This window comes from Brevibacterium sediminis (genome assembly GCF_013623905.1).
Taxonomy (GTDB): Bacteria; Actinomycetota; Actinomycetes; order Actinomycetales; family Brevibacteriaceae; genus Brevibacterium; species Brevibacterium sediminis.
The window spans coordinates 111,096-127,215 of record NZ_JABKDD010000002.1 but is presented as its reverse complement, the minus strand read 5'-3'; the positions used below and the strand labels follow the sequence as shown (position 1 = coordinate 127,215).

17 protein-coding genes are annotated in these 16,120 nt (G+C 64.3%); 8 read left to right on the top strand and 9 right to left on the bottom strand.

Annotated features, from left to right (window positions below; all coding sequences use genetic code 11):
• Positions 1-197 precede the first annotated feature (197 nt).
• The 5 genes from HK108_RS05055 (at position 198) to HK108_RS05035 (ending at position 4,466) form a co-directional block, all read left to right on the top strand.
• Complete coding sequence (locus tag HK108_RS05055; RefSeq protein WP_181270738.1) at positions 198-464, top strand: DUF3263 domain-containing protein; 267 nt, start codon at positions 198-200, stop codon at positions 462-464.
• A 2-nt stretch (positions 465-466) separates the two neighbouring features.
• The gene (locus HK108_RS05050; protein ID WP_181270737.1) at positions 467-1,030 is read left to right on the top strand and encodes a LytR C-terminal domain-containing protein; all 564 of its coding nucleotides are present in this window, start codon (positions 467-469) and stop codon (positions 1,028-1,030) included.
• Between the two features lie 449 nt (positions 1,031-1,479).
• Positions 1,480-1,683 carry a cold-shock protein gene (locus HK108_RS05045; RefSeq protein WP_025780447.1) on the top strand — a complete coding sequence of 68 codons (204 nt, stop codon included), beginning with the start codon at positions 1,480-1,482 and terminating at the stop codon, positions 1,681-1,683.
• A 553-nt stretch (positions 1,684-2,236) separates the two neighbouring features.
• Positions 2,237-3,880, top strand: a complete 1,644-nt coding sequence (gene groL / locus HK108_RS05040; RefSeq protein WP_039208485.1) for a chaperonin GroEL — start codon at positions 2,237-2,239, stop codon at positions 3,878-3,880.
• Positions 3,881-4,082: 202 nt separating this feature from the next.
• Positions 4,083-4,466 carry a DUF4440 domain-containing protein gene (locus HK108_RS05035; protein WP_181270736.1) on the top strand — a complete coding sequence of 128 codons (384 nt, stop codon included), beginning with the start codon at positions 4,083-4,085 and terminating at the stop codon, positions 4,464-4,466.
• A gap of 113 nt (positions 4,467-4,579) precedes the next feature.
• Here the strand turns inward: HK108_RS05035 and HK108_RS05030 are convergent, their stop codons facing one another.
• Positions 4,580-5,347 carry a DUF1707 SHOCT-like domain-containing protein gene (locus HK108_RS05030; RefSeq protein WP_181270735.1) on the bottom strand — a complete coding sequence of 256 codons (768 nt, stop codon included), beginning with the start codon at positions 5,345-5,347 and terminating at the stop codon, positions 4,580-4,582.
• Positions 5,348-5,423: 76 nt separating this feature from the next.
• On the opposite strand from HK108_RS05030, the gene HK108_RS05025 reads away from it, so the two are divergent.
• The 3 genes from HK108_RS05025 (at position 5,424) to HK108_RS05015 (ending at position 7,466) form a co-directional block, all read left to right on the top strand.
• Positions 5,424-6,173, top strand: a complete 750-nt coding sequence (locus HK108_RS05025) for a sulfite exporter TauE/SafE family protein (RefSeq protein ID WP_181270734.1) — start codon at positions 5,424-5,426, stop codon at positions 6,171-6,173.
• Positions 6,174-6,426: 253 nt separating this feature from the next.
• A complete protein-coding gene (locus HK108_RS05020; RefSeq protein WP_139908947.1) occupies positions 6,427-7,248 on the top strand; it encodes a hypothetical protein in 822 nt (273 codons plus the stop codon).
• Complete coding sequence (locus HK108_RS05015) at positions 7,248-7,466, top strand: RNA-binding S4 domain-containing protein (RefSeq protein ID WP_025780455.1); 219 nt, start codon at positions 7,248-7,250, stop codon at positions 7,464-7,466. The genes HK108_RS05020 and HK108_RS05015 overlap by 1 nt, the downstream gene beginning before the upstream one ends.
• 120 nt (positions 7,467-7,586) lie before the next feature.
• On the opposite strand, the gene pspAB is transcribed toward HK108_RS05015, so the two are convergent.
• The 8 genes from pspAB to HK108_RS04975 form a co-directional block, all read right to left on the bottom strand.
• A complete protein-coding gene (gene pspAB, locus HK108_RS05010; protein ID WP_181270733.1) occupies positions 7,587-8,186 on the bottom strand; it encodes a PspA-associated protein PspAB in 600 nt (199 codons plus the stop codon).
• Between the two features lie 47 nt (positions 8,187-8,233).
• Positions 8,234-9,145 carry a zinc metalloprotease HtpX gene (htpX, locus tag HK108_RS05005; RefSeq protein WP_101543644.1) on the bottom strand — a complete coding sequence of 304 codons (912 nt, stop codon included), beginning with the start codon at positions 9,143-9,145 and terminating at the stop codon, positions 8,234-8,236.
• Between the two features lie 79 nt (positions 9,146-9,224).
• The gene (gene pspAA / locus HK108_RS05000) at positions 9,225-9,509 is read right to left on the bottom strand and encodes a PspA-associated protein PspAA (RefSeq protein ID WP_139468159.1); all 285 of its coding nucleotides are present in this window, start codon (positions 9,507-9,509) and stop codon (positions 9,225-9,227) included.
• Positions 9,506-10,255 (bottom strand): PspA/IM30 family protein, encoded by a 750-nt coding sequence (locus tag HK108_RS04995; protein WP_101543641.1) that lies wholly within the window; start codon positions 10,253-10,255, stop codon positions 9,506-9,508. Before HK108_RS04995 ends, pspAA begins: the two co-directional genes overlap by 4 nt.
• 338 nt (positions 10,256-10,593) lie before the next feature.
• Positions 10,594-10,881, bottom strand: coding sequence for a WXG100 family type VII secretion target (locus tag HK108_RS04990; RefSeq protein ID WP_181270732.1), 288 nt, complete (start codon positions 10,879-10,881; stop codon positions 10,594-10,596).
• Between the two features lie 228 nt (positions 10,882-11,109).
• Positions 11,110-13,170, bottom strand: a complete 2,061-nt coding sequence (locus HK108_RS04985; protein WP_181270731.1) for a trypsin-like peptidase domain-containing protein — start codon at positions 13,168-13,170, stop codon at positions 11,110-11,112.
• Positions 13,167-15,245: a sensor histidine kinase gene (locus HK108_RS04980; protein ID WP_229663985.1), complete on the bottom strand. Its 2,079-nt coding sequence runs from the start codon at positions 15,243-15,245 to the stop codon at positions 13,167-13,169. The genes HK108_RS04985 and HK108_RS04980 overlap by 4 nt, the downstream gene beginning before the upstream one ends.
• Positions 15,246-15,275: 30 nt before the next feature.
• On the bottom strand, positions 15,276-16,034 hold the full coding sequence (locus tag HK108_RS04975) for a response regulator transcription factor (protein ID WP_039208507.1): 759 nt from the start codon (positions 16,032-16,034) through the stop codon (positions 15,276-15,278).
• Positions 16,035-16,120 lie beyond the last annotated feature (86 nt).

Sequence of the window (16,120 nt, the reverse complement as noted above, 5' to 3'; positions counted from 1 at the left end):
GCGAAGGTCGTTCTCTTCACCCCGTCGTCATGGCCACCGATCCGGTGCCGTGCGGCGGGGTGGTGCGGTTAGTTGGGGACTGACTTGGGCCGTTCGGGGACCGACCTCACATCCGCGGCGGCGCGCCGGAAATTTCAGTACCGCCGATCGGGCGATAATATAGAAGCACAGACACCTCTCGAAGGAGCACAACCTCTATGCCGCCGAACGACGACACCTCAGAACTGAGCGAGCTCGAGGTGGCCGTTTTGGAGTTCGAGCGGCGGTGGTGGAAATACGGAGGCGCCAAGGACCACGCGATCCGTGAGCGCTTCGATATGTCAGCCACCAGCTACTTCCAGATACTGAACTCGCTTCTCGACCACCCTGCAGCTCTGGCCAGCGACCCCATGCTGGTCAAGCGCCTTCGCCGAATCCGCAGCACGCGGCAGAGCGAACGCGCCCAAGCCCGCGTCTCGAGGTAGACATGACCGACGAATTCGACGAGATCGAGCCCGGCCGGCGCAGCGGTGCCCATCGACAGGAGTCCGCGGCGTCGTCGAACATCGGTGCCATCTCGCTGGTCATCATCCTCGCCCTGGTCGCCGTCCTGCTGGTCGTGGCCGCCATCAACATCATCTTCTCCTCGATGGGCAATCCCGAGTCGAAGATCGCCGACCCTCCGGCCTCCGAATCGGCGTCGGCCGAACCCTCGCCGAGTGAGAGCGAGGTCAGCGTCGCAGACGACTCGATCACCGTCGACGTGCTCAACGGCTCCGGCGTCTCCGGTGCTGCGAAGAAGTTCTCCGAGGCGGTCGAGGAGAAGGGCTGGAAACTCGGGCAGGTCGGCAACTATTCGACGAACCTCACTGATTCGACCGTGTACTACAACGGCGAAGAGAACGCGTCCCAGGCCAAGCTCGTCGCCAAGTCGCTGGGAGTCTCTGCCACGGAGGCCTCGTCCGACTTCGAAGCCGACGTCACCGTCGTCATCTGTTCGGACATCGCCGATCGCGGACCCGAGTCCAGCGAAGGCGGGGACTCGGAGTGATCCTATGCGGTTCGGCGGCGCGGCAGCGCAGCTGAGTCGGCGGGATCGGTTCGGGCTCGGCCGCTTCGGTCGTAAGGGCATGAGTCGGCGGGACTCCTCGGTTGCGGTCGGGTCGTGACCGTGCGGGCCGCCTCGGCGAATTTCTGACCGAACGGTCTGATTTCATTCGCCGCGATCCCTGCTGTGAACTGGGCGGAAACCCTTAGATAACGAATCTATAACAGTGCTGAACCACTCTAGGCGGGATGCGTGCCTGCGGTAGAGTTGCAACAGCTAGGCAAGCACAGCACCTTGTGTTCTATTCGTGCTTCACCGAGATTATTCTCTAGAGGTCAATGAGAGAAGTCGCGGGGTCAGTTGAGTTTTACTAGCTTCCGTATCTCGGGTGGGGTCATCTGATCGCGGCTGCGATGCGGGATTTCAATGGCACTGCACTGTATGGAGAAGTAATGGCACAAGGTACCGTCAAGTGGTTCAACGCTGAAAAGGGCTATGGATTCATCACCCTTGAAGGCGACAACCAGGACGTGTTCGTTCACTGGAGCGCAATCCAGATGGACGGCTACCGCTCTCTCGAAGAGGGCCAGCAGGTTCAGTTCGAAGTTGGAGAAGGACAAAAGGGTCCTCAGGCGGAGTCCGTCACCCTCCTCTGAGACTGGCTGCTGTCAGCACAGTTTTCTGATCCGCTGCGGCGGGGAGTCGGAACGGCCTTCGGGCCGACCGGCACCAATCGCACGGGGGAAGCGCCGAGCAGGCAACTGCTCGGCGCTTTTCAGTGCCTGCGGGGCCCGGGGGCCGCGTCGGGTGCACCCGTGCGCATGGACTTCGATTCAGCCCAGTGTGAGTTGAGCAGCCCATGTTGAAAACAGGGCTACTCGCCCTAAACTGGGCTGTTCGAAATCGTGGGCAATCGGGCCTGCGCCAAGCGTTTCGCGCTGGGCCGAACTGCCCGCTGCGCCTCCATCGCGCGCCGACAACTCGCGGATCTGAACTGCCCTCGCCCATCTTGGCGGGCGACAAACATTTGCACTCGCATGGGGAGAGTGCTAAATCTAGTACTGGTGAAAACCGATGGGTTCCCACCAGTCGTCTCGAGAGCGTGGTCCATATGTGGAATGGAACATGCGGACACACTCTCTGCCGTCGCGGGCGTTGATGACTGCTCTGGATTCCCACTCCACTCCATCAGGGAGGATCTAAGCCACTATGGCAAAGATGATTGCATTCGACGAAGAAGCTCGTCGAGGACTCGAAGCTGGCCTCAACCAGCTTGCGGACGCGGTCAAGGTGACCCTTGGACCCCGCGGTCGCAATGTCGTGCTCGAAAAGCAGTGGGGCGCACCGACCATCACCAACGATGGCGTCTCCATTGCCAAGGAGATCGAACTCGAGGACCCCTACGAGAAGATCGGCGCCGAACTCGTCAAGGAAGTCGCCAAGAAGACTGACGACGTCGCAGGCGACGGAACCACCACCGCAACCGTGCTCGCACAGGCCCTCGTCCGCGAAGGCCTGCGCAACGTGGCAGCCGGTGCTGATCCGCTCAGCCTCAAGCGAGGCATCGAGAAGGCCGTTGAGGCCGTCACGAATGTCCTGCTGAACAACGCCATCGACATCGAGACCAAGGAACAGATCGCCGCTACCGCTGGCATCTCCGCCGGAGATCCCGCAATCGGTGAACTGATCGCCGAGGCCATCGACAAGGTCGGCAAGGAAGGCGTCGTCACCGTCGAGGAGTCCAACACCTTCGGACTCGAGCTCGAACTGACCGAGGGTATGCGCTTCGACAAGGGCTACATCTCCGGTTACTTCGTTACCGACACCGATCGCCAGGAAGCTGTCCTTGAGGATCCCTACATCCTCATCGTCAACTCCAAGATCTCGAACGTGAAGGACCTGCTGCCAGTCCTCGAGAAGGTCCAGCAGTCCAACAAGCCGCTGTTCATCATCGCCGAAGACGTCGAGGGCGAAGCCCTGGCCGTCCTGGTGCTGAACAAGCTCAAGGGCACCTTCAAGTCCGTGGCCGTCAAGGCTCCGGGCTTCGGTGACCGTCGCAAGGCTCAGCTCGCCGACATCGCCATCCTCACCGGTGGCCAGGTCGTGTCCGAGGAAGTCGGGCTCAAGCTCGACAGCGTGACCACCGATCTGCTGGGCACCGCCCGCAAGGTCGTCATCACCAAGGACGAGACCACCATCGTCGAGGGTGCCGGAGACGCCGAGGAGATCGCCGGACGGGTCGCTCAGATCCGCGCCGAGATCGAGAACTCGGACTCCGACTACGACCGTGAGAAGCTGCAGGAGCGTCTGGCCAAGCTGGCCGGCGGTGTTGCAGTCATCAAGGCCGGAGCCGCCACCGAGGTTGAGCTCAAGGAAACCAAGCACCGCATCGAAGATGCCGTGCGCAATGCCAAGGCTGCTGTGGAAGAGGGAATCGTCGCCGGTGGCGGCGTCTCGCTCATCCAGGCTGGCAAGGCCGCATTCGCCGACCTCGCACTCGAGGGAGACGAGGCCACCGGTGCCAACATCGTCAAGGTTGCCATCGAAGCCCCGCTGAAGCAGATCGCCACGAACGCCGGCCTCGAAGCCGGTGTGGTTGCCGACAAGGTCGCCAACCTCGAAGCCGGATTCGGTCTCAACGCCGCCACCGGTGAGTACGAGGACCTGCTGGCCGCCGGCATCAACGACCCGGTCAAGGTGACCCGCTCTGCCCTGCAGAACGCCGCCTCGATCGCCGGTCTGTTCCTCACCACCGAGTCGGTCGTCGCCGACAAGCCCGAAAAGGCCGCCGCAGGTGCAGACGCAGCTGCCGGTATGGACGGAATGGGTGGAATGGGCGGCATGGGCTTCTGATAGCCACCGCTTGTTCGATCGGCCGTGCCGGTGCCCGCAAAGGTGCCGGCACGGCCGATTTCGTGCTCGGACTCTCGGGTCCCGGCCCGACGGTCAGATCGTTCACGCGGAAGTGTCCGCTCGTCGTGCGTCGGCGACCATCATCGCCGAGGCGGCCCGCCGACCCGTTGTGACACCGCTCGGGCCCGCATAGGCTGGGTCCATGACCTTCACCGGAACCGACGCCTGCGGAAACAGTCCGAAGAACGTCTTCGTTGCAACGTTCGAGGAGAATCTCTTCAACGGCGACAGAGAAGCACTCAACGAGGTGATCGCCGACGATTGCGTGCTCCAGGTCGTTCACCCTTCCGACGTCGAGACCCACACGGGCCGGGAAGCCGTCGTCGAAGCGCTGTTGAAGTTGTCCGGCCATTCTCACGAGGTCGGCCACCTCGAAGCAGCGATCACCCACGGCAAAGCCGCGGCCGCGTGGGGATACTGGCAGGCCGAGGCCGACGGCGACGACCTGCGGCACTTCTCGCACACGATGTGGTTCACCACGCACAAAGCACAGGAGTTCGGACAGATCCGGATCTTCCAAGTCTGAAACGGTTCCGGACGTGCCCGGCCTGAGACGGTCCCGGAGGTTCCCGGTCTGAGTAGGAAACGGAGTTTCAGGGCCTGAAGAGGCCCAGACCCTGCCAGACCCGGAACGTAACCTCAGTCCCAGGGATTGTCGCGGTTATGGCGGCGATGCGATTGGCGCCGGTCCCGCTCTTCCCGTCGTGAGATCTGTCCGGGAGAGTACGGCGGATGAGACGGATGCGGCGGCTGCAGGCCCGTACCGAAGTCCGCTTCATAATCCCGCTCGGGAGGCTCACCCTCCTCGAGCTGTCGTTTGGCCTCAGCATCACCGAGCTGGGCCCGGGCTCTGCGGGTGAGCTCCTTCTTCCGGTTGCGGATGATCTCATCCTTGCGCGCGATGTGTCCCAGTCCGCCGAGCAGCGTGGGAATGATGACGAAGATCGGCCAGAAGAAGATGAACCCTCCAGATGCGATCGACGAGATCGCCCAGATCGCCAGCACGATCCCGACCGGCCCTGCAGCAGCACCGAGCAGTGCACGACGCACCCGATCTCGGTAGTACTTATGCGCCGCGGCATCGATCTGCTCCGGCGTGATCGGCACCCGCTCTGCCTCGAGGCGAGCCAGTGCCTGCGCACGGCCCGCATCATCGAGCTTGCCAGGCTCGACCTCGGCCGGATCGGCGAGGACGAGGTCCTCGATCAGCGCTGGGACTTCACCGAGCGTCTTGATCTTCGCAGCCGCCTCGGTGCGTTCATCGAACTCCTCAACGTCGAGCTGACCGAGAGCATAACCCTCCGAGAGGACATCACTGACGACCGCGCGATCGGCATCAGAGGCCCGGACCTGCCCATACGAGCGGGGATCTGCGCTGAACCGCGACCAGAGGGGACTGGCATTCATGGTGAATACTCTAACCCCGCGATCAGCGGTGAGACTGAGGATCAGCCGGGAATCGGGCTGGACTAAACTCGACCGAGTGGAACCCGTCGTCGTGCTCATCCTCTTCGCCATGTTCCTCGGCGCATTGTCCCAGCGCGTCACCGGGATGGGATTCGGCCTGGTCAGCGGTCCCTTCCTCGTCCTCCTCCTCGATCCGTTCAGCGGCGTCATCCTCGTCAACATCTGCGGAATCGTCGCCTCATTCTCCGTCTTCGTCCGCACCTCCGCCGAGGTGGAATGGCCGCCTTTCCGACATCTTGCCTTGGGCGCGGTGATCGGGACCATCCCCGGCGCACTCCTGTCGTCATCGATGCCCACCCCACCGCTGCAGATCCTCATCGGCGCGCTCATCATCGTCTCCCTCATCAGCTCGCTGACCTTGGGGAAGCTGGGGCGGACGATCCCCGCGAACATCGGCACACGCCTGACGGCCGGTCTCTTCTCCGGGGCGATGTCTGCCGCGGCAGGAGCCGGGGGACCGGCGGTGAGCGCCTACGCTGTGCTGACGAACTGGGAACAACGGTCGTTCGCAGCCACCCTGCAGCCTTTCCTCGTCGTCGGGACCGCCTCAGCGGTGGTGATGAAGGTGATCATCGACGGAGGGACCTGGCCTCACCTGGAGCTCGGAGCCTGGATCGGACTTGGGCTCGTCCTTGTGGCGGGCCTCGCCGGAGGCGATTGGCTCTCCCGCCATATCGACGTGGGCGCAGCGCGGATCGGGATGCTCGTCCTCGCTTTCGGAGGCGGGATCGCGGCCTTGGCCAAAGGACTCTTGGCCTTCGTCTGAGGCGGTGGCGCACGGGACGTCTGAGGCGGTGGCGCACGGGAAGTCTGAGGCGGTGGCGCACGGACGAGCGACGGTGTTCGATGACCCGCGCGCAACGTCGTCGCGTGACCTGCATGCATCGGTCTTCGACCGTCTGGGTCTGAGCCGTCATCGACGGCCGGGGACTGAGCAGATGTGGGGCACAGGCTCAGACGTCTTCCAGTTTCATCGGGCATACTGTTCGAGGACAAAGCTAGCCTGGGAGGCATGGATCGTGACTGAAGTATTTCTGTTGCTGCTCGTAGTTCTCGGGGCCGTTTTCTTCATCGGTCACCGCAAGGAGAAGAAGCGGCAGCAGGAATTGCACGCCGCTGAACTTCAGCAGGTGAAGAAGACCGCTGAAGAGGACGTCACCGCATTCGGTGAGGAAGTCGCCGAACTCGACGTCATCACCGCTGGCGTTGACCTCGACACGGGCGGAGCGCAGGACTACAAGCAGGCGCTCGACTCGTACGACGTCGCCAAGGAGACACTCGAGAAGGTCTCCGAACCCACTGACATCCGCCACGTCACCGAGGCGCTCGAAGACGGCCGCTATGCCGCCAAATGCGTTCGCGCCCGGGTCGAAGGCAAACCCCTGCCGGTGCGTCGTCCGCCCTGCTTCTTCAACCCGCAGCACGGTCCCTCGGTCGAAGACATCGACTGGGCCCCGGCCGGCGGCCAGCTGCGCCCCGTGCCCGTGTGCGCCGCCGACGCCGAGCGCGTCGCCGTCGGCGCCGATCCGCTGGTGCGCAAGGTCGTCACCGGTGACGGACACACCCGTCGCGCTTACTGGGAGGCCGGGCCGGCCTACGCCGAATACAATCGCGGCTACTTCAACTCCTACGCCGGCTCCGGCCTGCTGCCCGGCGTCCTCATGGGTGCCATGATGTTCGGCGGAATGGGCGGCGGCTGGGACGGCGCCTACGGCGGCGACATGGGCGACGCCGGTGGCGATATGGGCGGAGACATGGGCGGCGGTGACGGCGGCGGCTTCTTCGGAGGCGACGGCGGCGACGGCGGCGGACTGTTCGACGGATTCGGAGACATGTTCTGATGGACACGATCGAGATCCGCGGCGAGTCGATCAGACTCGGTCAGCTGCTCAAACTCCACGGAATCGCCGAACACGGTGCCATGGCCAAGGACATGATCGCCGACGGTGAGGTCAGCGTCAACGGCGAGGTCGAGACCCGCCGCGGTGCTACTATCCGTCCCGGCGATCGTATCGAAGCTCTCGGCGAAGTCATCGAGGTGGCAGCTGAGGAAGGCTGAGGAAAGCTGACAGCTTCAGTTATGAGTGGAGGGTGTCCCCGCGGGGACGCCCTCCATCTGTCTGTACGGACTGAAATGCTTTCTGTCCCGGCTGAATTGCTCTCTGTTCGGACGAACCGCCTACTGCAGTTCAGGAGCCCCCGGGGTGTCGTTCATGCCCGGGGCGTCCCACAGCGCCGACCAGTTCGAAGTGTCCTCTTCGAACGGCAGCTCGTTCGAGAGGATGCCCTTGACCTGGATCTCCAGGGGATTGTCCCGCTGCTTCGGTCCCAACTGCACGAACGGATAGAAAGTTCCGCGCTTGTACTGGTAGACCAGCGCCATCCGACGCCCATCGGGATGGACGAAGTACACGGTTGTGCACAGCAGCATCGTGTCGAAGCCCTGATTGACCAGCGCCGAGTTCACGGCGTGGATGTTCGTGACGAGGTTGACCACCTCGGCGTTCTCATCGGCCACGACCTGCCACGTGAACCCGAACCCGTCGTTCTCCTGCCTCACCGAGGCGGCCGGGTCGGAGCCGATGAGGGCGACGCTTTCGGACTCGGCGGATTGGAACGCGGCTCCCTCGACCTGACGGAAGGCGACGGCCCCGACACCGGTGGGGCTGAAGCCGGTCGCGGCCTGCAGAGTCAGTGCCGCCGGCGGCAGGGCGAAGAGGTCGTCGAGGTTGGCCCGCTTCGGTTTGGACCGGCCGAGCAGTGCGTCGAAGAATCCCATGGAACTCCTATATCGGTGGTGCGCAGTTCAAAAGGTGCAGTTGGTGCTCACTCGGGGCGGGAGAGCTGGGCGGAGATCTGGGCCAGCTGCTCCAGTCGCTTCTCGAGTGAGGGGTGAGTGGAGAAGAGCTGGCCGAAGGCGGCCTTTCCGCTGATGGCGGGGATGAGAGCGAGGTGGTTCGCCGAGGCAGACGACCGCAGATCCTTCTCCGGGATCTTGGCCATATCTCCGCTGAGCTTCGTCAGTGCCGACGCCAGTGTGGACGGTGCACCGGTGAGGATGGCCGCTGCGCGGTCGGCGGCCAACTCGCGATACCGGGAGAGGGCGCGGATGAGGACGAACGAGAGCCCGTAGACGACGGCTCCGACGAGGATGAAGAGGAGCTGGATCGGGATGCCGTTGTTATTGTTGTTCGACCGTCCGAAGCTCATGTAGTAACCGGCGCGCATCATCAGCGCGGCGACGACACCGGTGACGCCGGCAACTGTCATCACCGTGACATCGCGGTGGGCGACGTGTGAGAGCTCATGGGCGAGCACGACCTCGACCTCATCACGGTCGAGCTTCTCGAGCAGGCCACGGGTCACGCACACCACCGAGCGCTCAGGGGAGCGGCCGGTGGCGAAGGCATTGGGGATCGGGGAGTTCGAGACGGCCACGCGGGGTTTCGTCGAATCGGCCAGCTGGCAGAGTCGGTCGACGATCGTATGCAGCTCCGGAGCCTCCTCGGGGGAGACCTCCCGTCCGCCCATGGCACGCATGGCGATCTTGTCGGAGAAGTACCACTGGAAGAAGAACGCGCCGGCGCTGATGAGGACGGCGATGATGACTCCGGGAATGTTCTGTCCGAAGATCCACCAGATCGCGAGGATGAGGACGACATAGATGAGGCCGTTGAGGAAGATCGTCCATCCCATCCGCATGGTCAGTCCGTTGTCTTTGACGAAGCGATTCTTCATCGGGGTTCCTCTCTGGCAGTGGCAGAACCGGCCCACTGTCGAAGACAATGGGCCGGGTGCATTTCGGTGCTCTGTGGTTTCAGGCCGGGTCCGGGATAAAACCCTCGCCGGTGAGCAGTTCGGCGATCTCGGCCAAGGTGGCGTCGACGAAGGGGATGACGACATCGGAGGATCCGAGGTAGTCATCGGCGACGGGCTGCCCGTTGGCCGTGACGTAGTCATGGAGGGCGCTCAGCGCGGTGCGGGCGGCTTCCTCGTTGCCGGCGTTGACGGCATCTTCGACCTGGTTGTCGTACTTCTGGAGCAGGTCCTGGTCGACGTTCTTGACGTCGAACTGTCCTTCGCCCATGATGCGGATGATCATTGCTGATCCTCACCCTCGAGCGACTTCTGGTCCTGCTTCTCGGACCCGGCAGGCAGGGAGTCACGCATCCGCTGGAGTTCCATCTCGACGTCGTTCTCGCTGGAGAGGGAGTCGAGCTGGGCGGTGATGTCGTCCTTCTGGGTTCCCGTGACGTCGTCGAGGGCACCCGAAGCGAGGAGCTCATCGACGGCACCGGCCCGCGCCTGCAGCGACGCGGTCTTGTCTTCGGCGCGCTGGACGGCGAGTCCGACGTCACCGAGCTCTTCCGAGATGCCCGAGAACGCCTCGCCGATCTTGGTCTGTGCGTCGGCAGCGTTGTACGTGGCCTTCAGCGTCTCCTTCTTCGTGCGGAACGCGTCGACCTTGGCCTGGAGACGCTGCGAGGCGAGAGTGAGCTTCTGCTCCTCGCCCTGCAGTCCTTCGTGCTGGGTCTGCAGGTCGGTGATCTGCTGGGTCAGCCCCGACTTGCGGGTCAGTGCCTCGCGAGCGAGGTCTTCGCGACCGATCTGCATGGCTTTCTCGGCCTGACCGGAGAGCTTGTTCTGCTGCTGTTCGAGCTGGTTGATCTGCAGCTCGAGGCGCTTGCGGCTGGTGGCGACATCGGCAACACCACGACGGACCTTCTGCAGCAGCTCCAGCTGCTTCTGGTACGAATAGTCAAGGGTTTCGTTGGGGTTTTCGGCCTTGTCCAGAGCTTTGTTGGCCTTGGCACCGAAGATCGTCGCGATCCGTTGGAAGATACTCATCCGTAGTCGACTCCTGCATTGGTTTGACCCGACGCTGCCAACCCGATCCACTCCGGTCCGGAGATTCTTGGCCAACACCGCCGCGAACTATCGCTCTCAAGTCTACTGAGAAAGGCTGATAGTTTGCCAGACGCCGACTACGAGAACGAACAGATCCCGGCCGCAGAAACTCGGGGATCCGCGGCGGGGTCTGTGTCGCGCGGCGAACGGGACTCGACAGGGCGCGCAGCGCGAGCGGATCCGGTCGGGACGCCCGACCGAGCAGGGACTCGACGAGGCGGAACAGGAACCGCCCGTCACGAGCGGAAGCTCGATCGTGACGGTGGAATCCGATCGGCTCAGGGGGCGAAGAGACGCGAGTTCGCCACCTCGACTTCGGAGTACTGCCGGGCCGCAGTGTGGAGCGCTCCGTGGACGGAGTTGAGCGATTCCATGAGCTGCTTCTGCGCACGCTCCCACTGGTTGACCACGGCTTGGAAGTTCTGGGCCGCACTGCCGCGCCAGCATTCCTGGAGGGCGAGCAGATTGCGCATCATCGTGTCGGATTCGGACACGAGATTGCGGGAGGTGTTCGCGGCGGCTGTGGCAGCGGATTGGACGCGTTCGGCGTCGACTTCGAAACTCATCATCACTCCTCTTGGTCAGAGACGTTCCGCCGCGGTCGGGCGAGACGACATCAGTGTCGGCTGACGCGACAGAGGAGGGGAAGAGCACGAAAGGAGGGTGTGGACAGCGTTCGGCTGTCCACACCCTCCAGGTGGCTGAGTCACGATCGGATCCCCAAGCGCGGACGCTCGAGTGGTGAACGTTCGGGCGGCTGACCGCTGAGCCAGCGGACCGCCTCGGCGACGTGCCTACTGCAGCACGAGCGTGACGTCGAGCTTCTGTTCCTTCCCGCCGCGGACCACGGTGATCTCGACCGGGGTGTTCACCGGCTGAGCGCGGACGAGGGCACGCAGGGCGATGGCGTTGTTCACCTTGGTTCCGGCCACCTCGACGATGTCGTCTCCGTCTTTGACTCCGGCCTTGGCCGCGGGGGATCCACCGGCCACGGACTGCACCTTGGCGCTGCCTCGGCTGATCCCGCCGCTGTTGATGTGCCCGTCGGTGAGAGTGATGCCGAGGAACGGATGCTTGGCCTTGCCGGAGGAGATGAGCTGATCGGCGATCATGACAGCCTGGTTCGCGGGGATCGCGAATCCGATGCCGATCGACCCGGACTGACCTCCCTCGCCCTGGCTCAGCGATGCGGCCGCCGAGTTCACGCCGATGAACTGGCCATCACCATTGACCAGCGGTCCACCCGAGTTGCCGGGGTTGATCGCCGCATCGGTCTGGATGGCGTTCGTGATCGTCATCTCCTTCTCCTGCGAGGAGGCATCCTCGCCGATGTTCTCCGTCGACACCGGACGGTCGAGCGCGGAGACGATGCCGGTGGTCACGGTGTTGGCCAGACCGAGCGGATTGCCCAGGGCCATCACTGGATCGCCCACGGTCAGCTTCTTCGAATCGCCGATGACCAGAGGTTTCACCCCGTCGGGCACCTGTTCGAGCTTGATGACGGCGATATCGGTCGAAGGATCGCGTCCGACGATCTTCGCCTCCGTCGTCTCACCGTTCTTCATGGTCACGGCGATCTCGCCGTCGGGGGTGTCCGCGGGCGCGACGACGTGGTTGTTCGTGATGACGTGGCCCTGATCGTCGTACAGCGCACCCGAGCCGAGTCCCTGGACCTGGCCTCGAGTGCCGACCTGGATCGACATCACACTGTCCGAGGTCTTCTCAGCGACCTGCGTCCAATCGGGGGTCTCGATCGTCTCCTCGGCGACCTTGCGCGGTTCGTCCTGCTGCAGCGCCGAGAGCGCATAGTTTCCTCCGAACGCGAGAGCCCCACCGAGGAGCGCGGCCACCAGGCCGATCGCGATCGTCGCACCCCAACCGGGTCCTTTCTTCTCTCGCCGAGGCGGCTGCTGAGCGCCGTACGGACCGAACCCGTCCGGTCCGTACGGACCACCGGGTCCGTTGGGATTCACCGGCCCACCGGGTCCGGGCTGGGAACCGACGGCCGAGAATTCCGAGGAATAGGGGACAGAGCCGGGTGCCGCCGAGTAGGCGTTGGAGGCGGTGGGCTGGCCGGGAGCGTTCTGTTGGTTCGATGCGACCTGCTGACCGGAACCAGGCTGTTGGCCCGGAGCGTTCGGGTACCCGGGACCGTGCGGGTTCTGGGGGCCGTTCGGGTGGCCAGGAGCGGCTGGATAGTCGGCGGAACCTGTCTGCTGAGAGTTCGCCCCGGCGTGATAGGCACCAGCGCCAGCAGCTGCTGCTCCGGCCCCTGCCGCTGCGCCGGCTCCTGCCGGGGCTCCGGTGCCGGTGGCAGACGAGCCGGTGCTGTTCTGTCCGTTGGCGTTCTGGCCCTGATACGACTGCGGACCGTTCTGCTGGGACTGCCCGTATGGAGATTGGTTCTGAGTCTGATTCGCCTGGACGTTCTGCCGACCCGGCTGCGATTGGCTGCCGTAATTGCCGTGGGCGCTCTGGTGTCCCTGCTGTTGGCTGCCTGGCTGGTACGAAGAGTGCTGCTGCCCGTTCGGCTGATACGGCGACGGCTGCTGGGAGGGAGAGCCGCCTCGGTGAGGGGAACCGTCCACAGGGTTCTGTGCCTGAGTCGACGGAACGTCGGGGCGTCTCTCGGGCGGTGCGACCGGTGGACTGACGCGTGCAGGGCCGTTGGGTTGGGACGGGAAGGTGCGCGGAACCTCGGCTCCTGACCCGCGGTAGCCACCGGCCGATGGGCTGCGACGTCCCCCGGCGGCGGAACCGCTGCCCTGATTCCCCGACGGACGCGGTGTCCGATCATCCGATCGGGAGCTGCGGGACACCTCATCCGGATTCTGAGGGTCGGTGTTCTCGTTCATCGCTCATCCTTTCGCGTGTCCGCAGTGGTTTCGCCGTTGTCGGAGATGGGCAGGTCGATGCGGAACGTCGCACCGCCGCCCGGAGTTTCGTGGACGGAGATCGCACCATGGTGGTTCTCCACGATTGCCTTGACGATCGACAGCCCGAGTCCGGATCCGCCGGTGTCCCTGGTCCGGGACACGTCGAGGCGGTAGAAGCGCTCGAAGATGCGCGGGACCACCTCGGGGTCGATACCGTCACCGTGGTCCCTGACCTCGAAGCGGACCCTGCCGTGGGGGAATCCTCGCAGTGACTCATCGACCGTGATCGATCCGGCAGCCGTGACATCGGGGACGATGTTCGCCGGCTCGGGAGCCTTGGACTGAGGTCCCGACTGGGGTCCGGCTGAAGATTCGGACTGCGCCGCAGTCTGGGAATCGGCCGCTGCCCCACTCTGCGATCCGGAATTCTGAGGACCGGTGGGTTGCGCCGACTGCGATCCGGACGGTGTCCTGAGCTGCCCGTTGTGCTGCCCCTCTCCCCGCTCCGCATTCGCGGCGGGGCTCTCGGGACCCACCTGACGGTCGGGCTTGGTCGGGGACTGTGCAGCGGTCCGGGGGGTCGGTTGGGTGTCGGTTTGGTCGTGTCCGGCGGAGTCGCCTCGGCGGAAGATGCGGACCCCTCCGGTGACGAACCCGCGTTCACGGGGTTTGTCCTTCGCCCCGCTCTTCGCACCATTGCGACCGTTCTGGCCGCGGGCGCCGCCCTCGCGGATCTCGCCGGTGTCCGCGGAATCGGGGTCGACGGACTCGGGGAGACCGACGACGCCGACGGCGAACTCGATCGCCGCATGCTCGGGGGTGTGCCGCACGGCGTTGCCGGCGAGGTTGACGATGACCTGGCGGATCTTCGATTCGGAGCCGCGGATCATCGGCACGGGCTGGGCGTCCTCACCGTCGAGTCCGATGAAGCTGATATCGCGGTCCGGGGCCTGTGCCGCGGCATCGGCGGCGGCATCGCGGACGACCTTGTGCAGATCGACCGGACCGATCTCGGCGGCACGCTGCTCGTCGAGCCTGGCCAGGACGACGAGATCGTCGACGAGGACGCCCATGCGCTTGGCCTCGGACTCCATCCGCTCCATTGCATTGGCGACGTCCTCGGACTTCGTGATCGCACCCTGCCGGTACAGCTCCGCATAACCGCGGATCGTGACCAGGGGCGTGCGCAGCTCGTGCGAGGCGTCGGAGACGAACTGGCGGATGCGCTTCTCCGAGCGGGTCTGCCCGTCGAAAGAGTCCTCGATGCGCCCGAGCATCGTATTCAGTGCCGCCGACAGCCGCCCGAGCTCGGTGTTGCGCGGATAGCTGGGCACACGTTGGGACAAGTCGCCGGCGGCGATGCGGGAGGCGGTCTTCTCGATATCGCGCAGCGGCCGGAACGTGTTGTTGATCGCCCAATAGCCGACTCCGGCGACCATCGCCAGGGCCAACAGGCCGATGCCGATCATCGTGTTCCGGGCCCGCTCGTTGATGTTGTCGACTTCGCGGTCGAAAGGCACCGCGATGGACACGAGCACGTCGGTGTTCTTCACCTTCATCGCCCGGGCCCGCCACTGCGAACTCGTTCCGGCGACGGTGAATGGCTCGCCGCCGCGCGAATAGACTTCCTTCTCGTTGATCTTCGGCAGGATCGGATGGTTCTGCGGCTCCGGGGCGACGGGGTCGCGGATCGGATCCCCGTCCGTGTTGTAGAACTGCACATAGAATCCGCCCGGCAGGAGGCTCTTGAGCTGATCCCAGGAATTCGAATCGATCGTCGTCGACGACGGCGCATCCTCGGCGTCGTCGTCCCCGGACTGGAGTTCGGCCTTCTGGAACACATCTTGGTAGGCCTGCTTCGCCAGGGTCTCGGAGGCGCTGATGAGTCGTTCATCGGTGCGCTGGACGAGGCTGTCGCGCAGGTTCTCCAACACCCAAGCGCTCGTCCCCGTGAGGACGAGCAGCATGAGCAGCATCATGATGGCCAGCAGCTTGGTGGTCAGAGACCATTCTTCCCAGAAGCCGGGACGGGAGGGACGGGATTCTATTGCCACGTATGTAATCTATCGTCCTTGCATGGACGACTACTTGGATTCCGGTGTGCGCAGCATGTAGCCGACCCCGCGCTTGGTCTGGATCATCGGTGTCCACTCCATCTCGACGGGGTGGCCGGCGGCATCCGTCTCCGGAGTGACGTCGATCTTGCGGCGCAGGTAGGAGATATAGGACTCGACGATTCCGGTGTCTCCGCCGAAGTCGTATTCCCACACGTGGTCGAGGATCTGCGACTTCGACAGGACGCGGTTCGTGTTGAGCATGAGGTAGCGCAGCAGCTTGAACTCGGTGGGGGAAAGGTCGATGAGGATGCCGGAGCGGCGGACCTCATGGGTATCGTCGTCGAGTTCGAGGTCGCCCGCCACGATGACGGCGTTCTCCTCGTCCTCGAGATTGCGGGTGCGGCGGAGGACGGCGCGGATGCGGGCGACGACCTCTTCGAGACTGAAGGGCTTCGTCACATAGTCGTCACCGCCGACGGTCAGACCGGTGATCTTGTCCGAGGTGTCATCACGGGCGGTGAGGAACACGACGGGGGCGTTCATACCGATCTGGCGCAGTCGGCGGGTGACGGTGAAGCCGTCCATGTCCGGGAGCATGACGTCGAGGACGAGGAGGTCGACGTCGGTCTGCTCGGCCAGGCGCAGCGCCTCGGCGCCGTTGGCGGCGGAGACGACGTCGAAGCCGGCGAAGCGGAGACTGGTGGACAGGAGTTCGCGGATATTGGGCTCATCATCGACAACGAGCAGGGTGGCTTCGATGTCGGTGTCGTTTTGTGCTGTAGTCATGGCTCCAGTCTGGGACCCGATTCTGGGAGTGGGCTGGAGGTCAGCTGAATGCAAATGTGACATGCGTCACTGGAAAACTCTCAGGA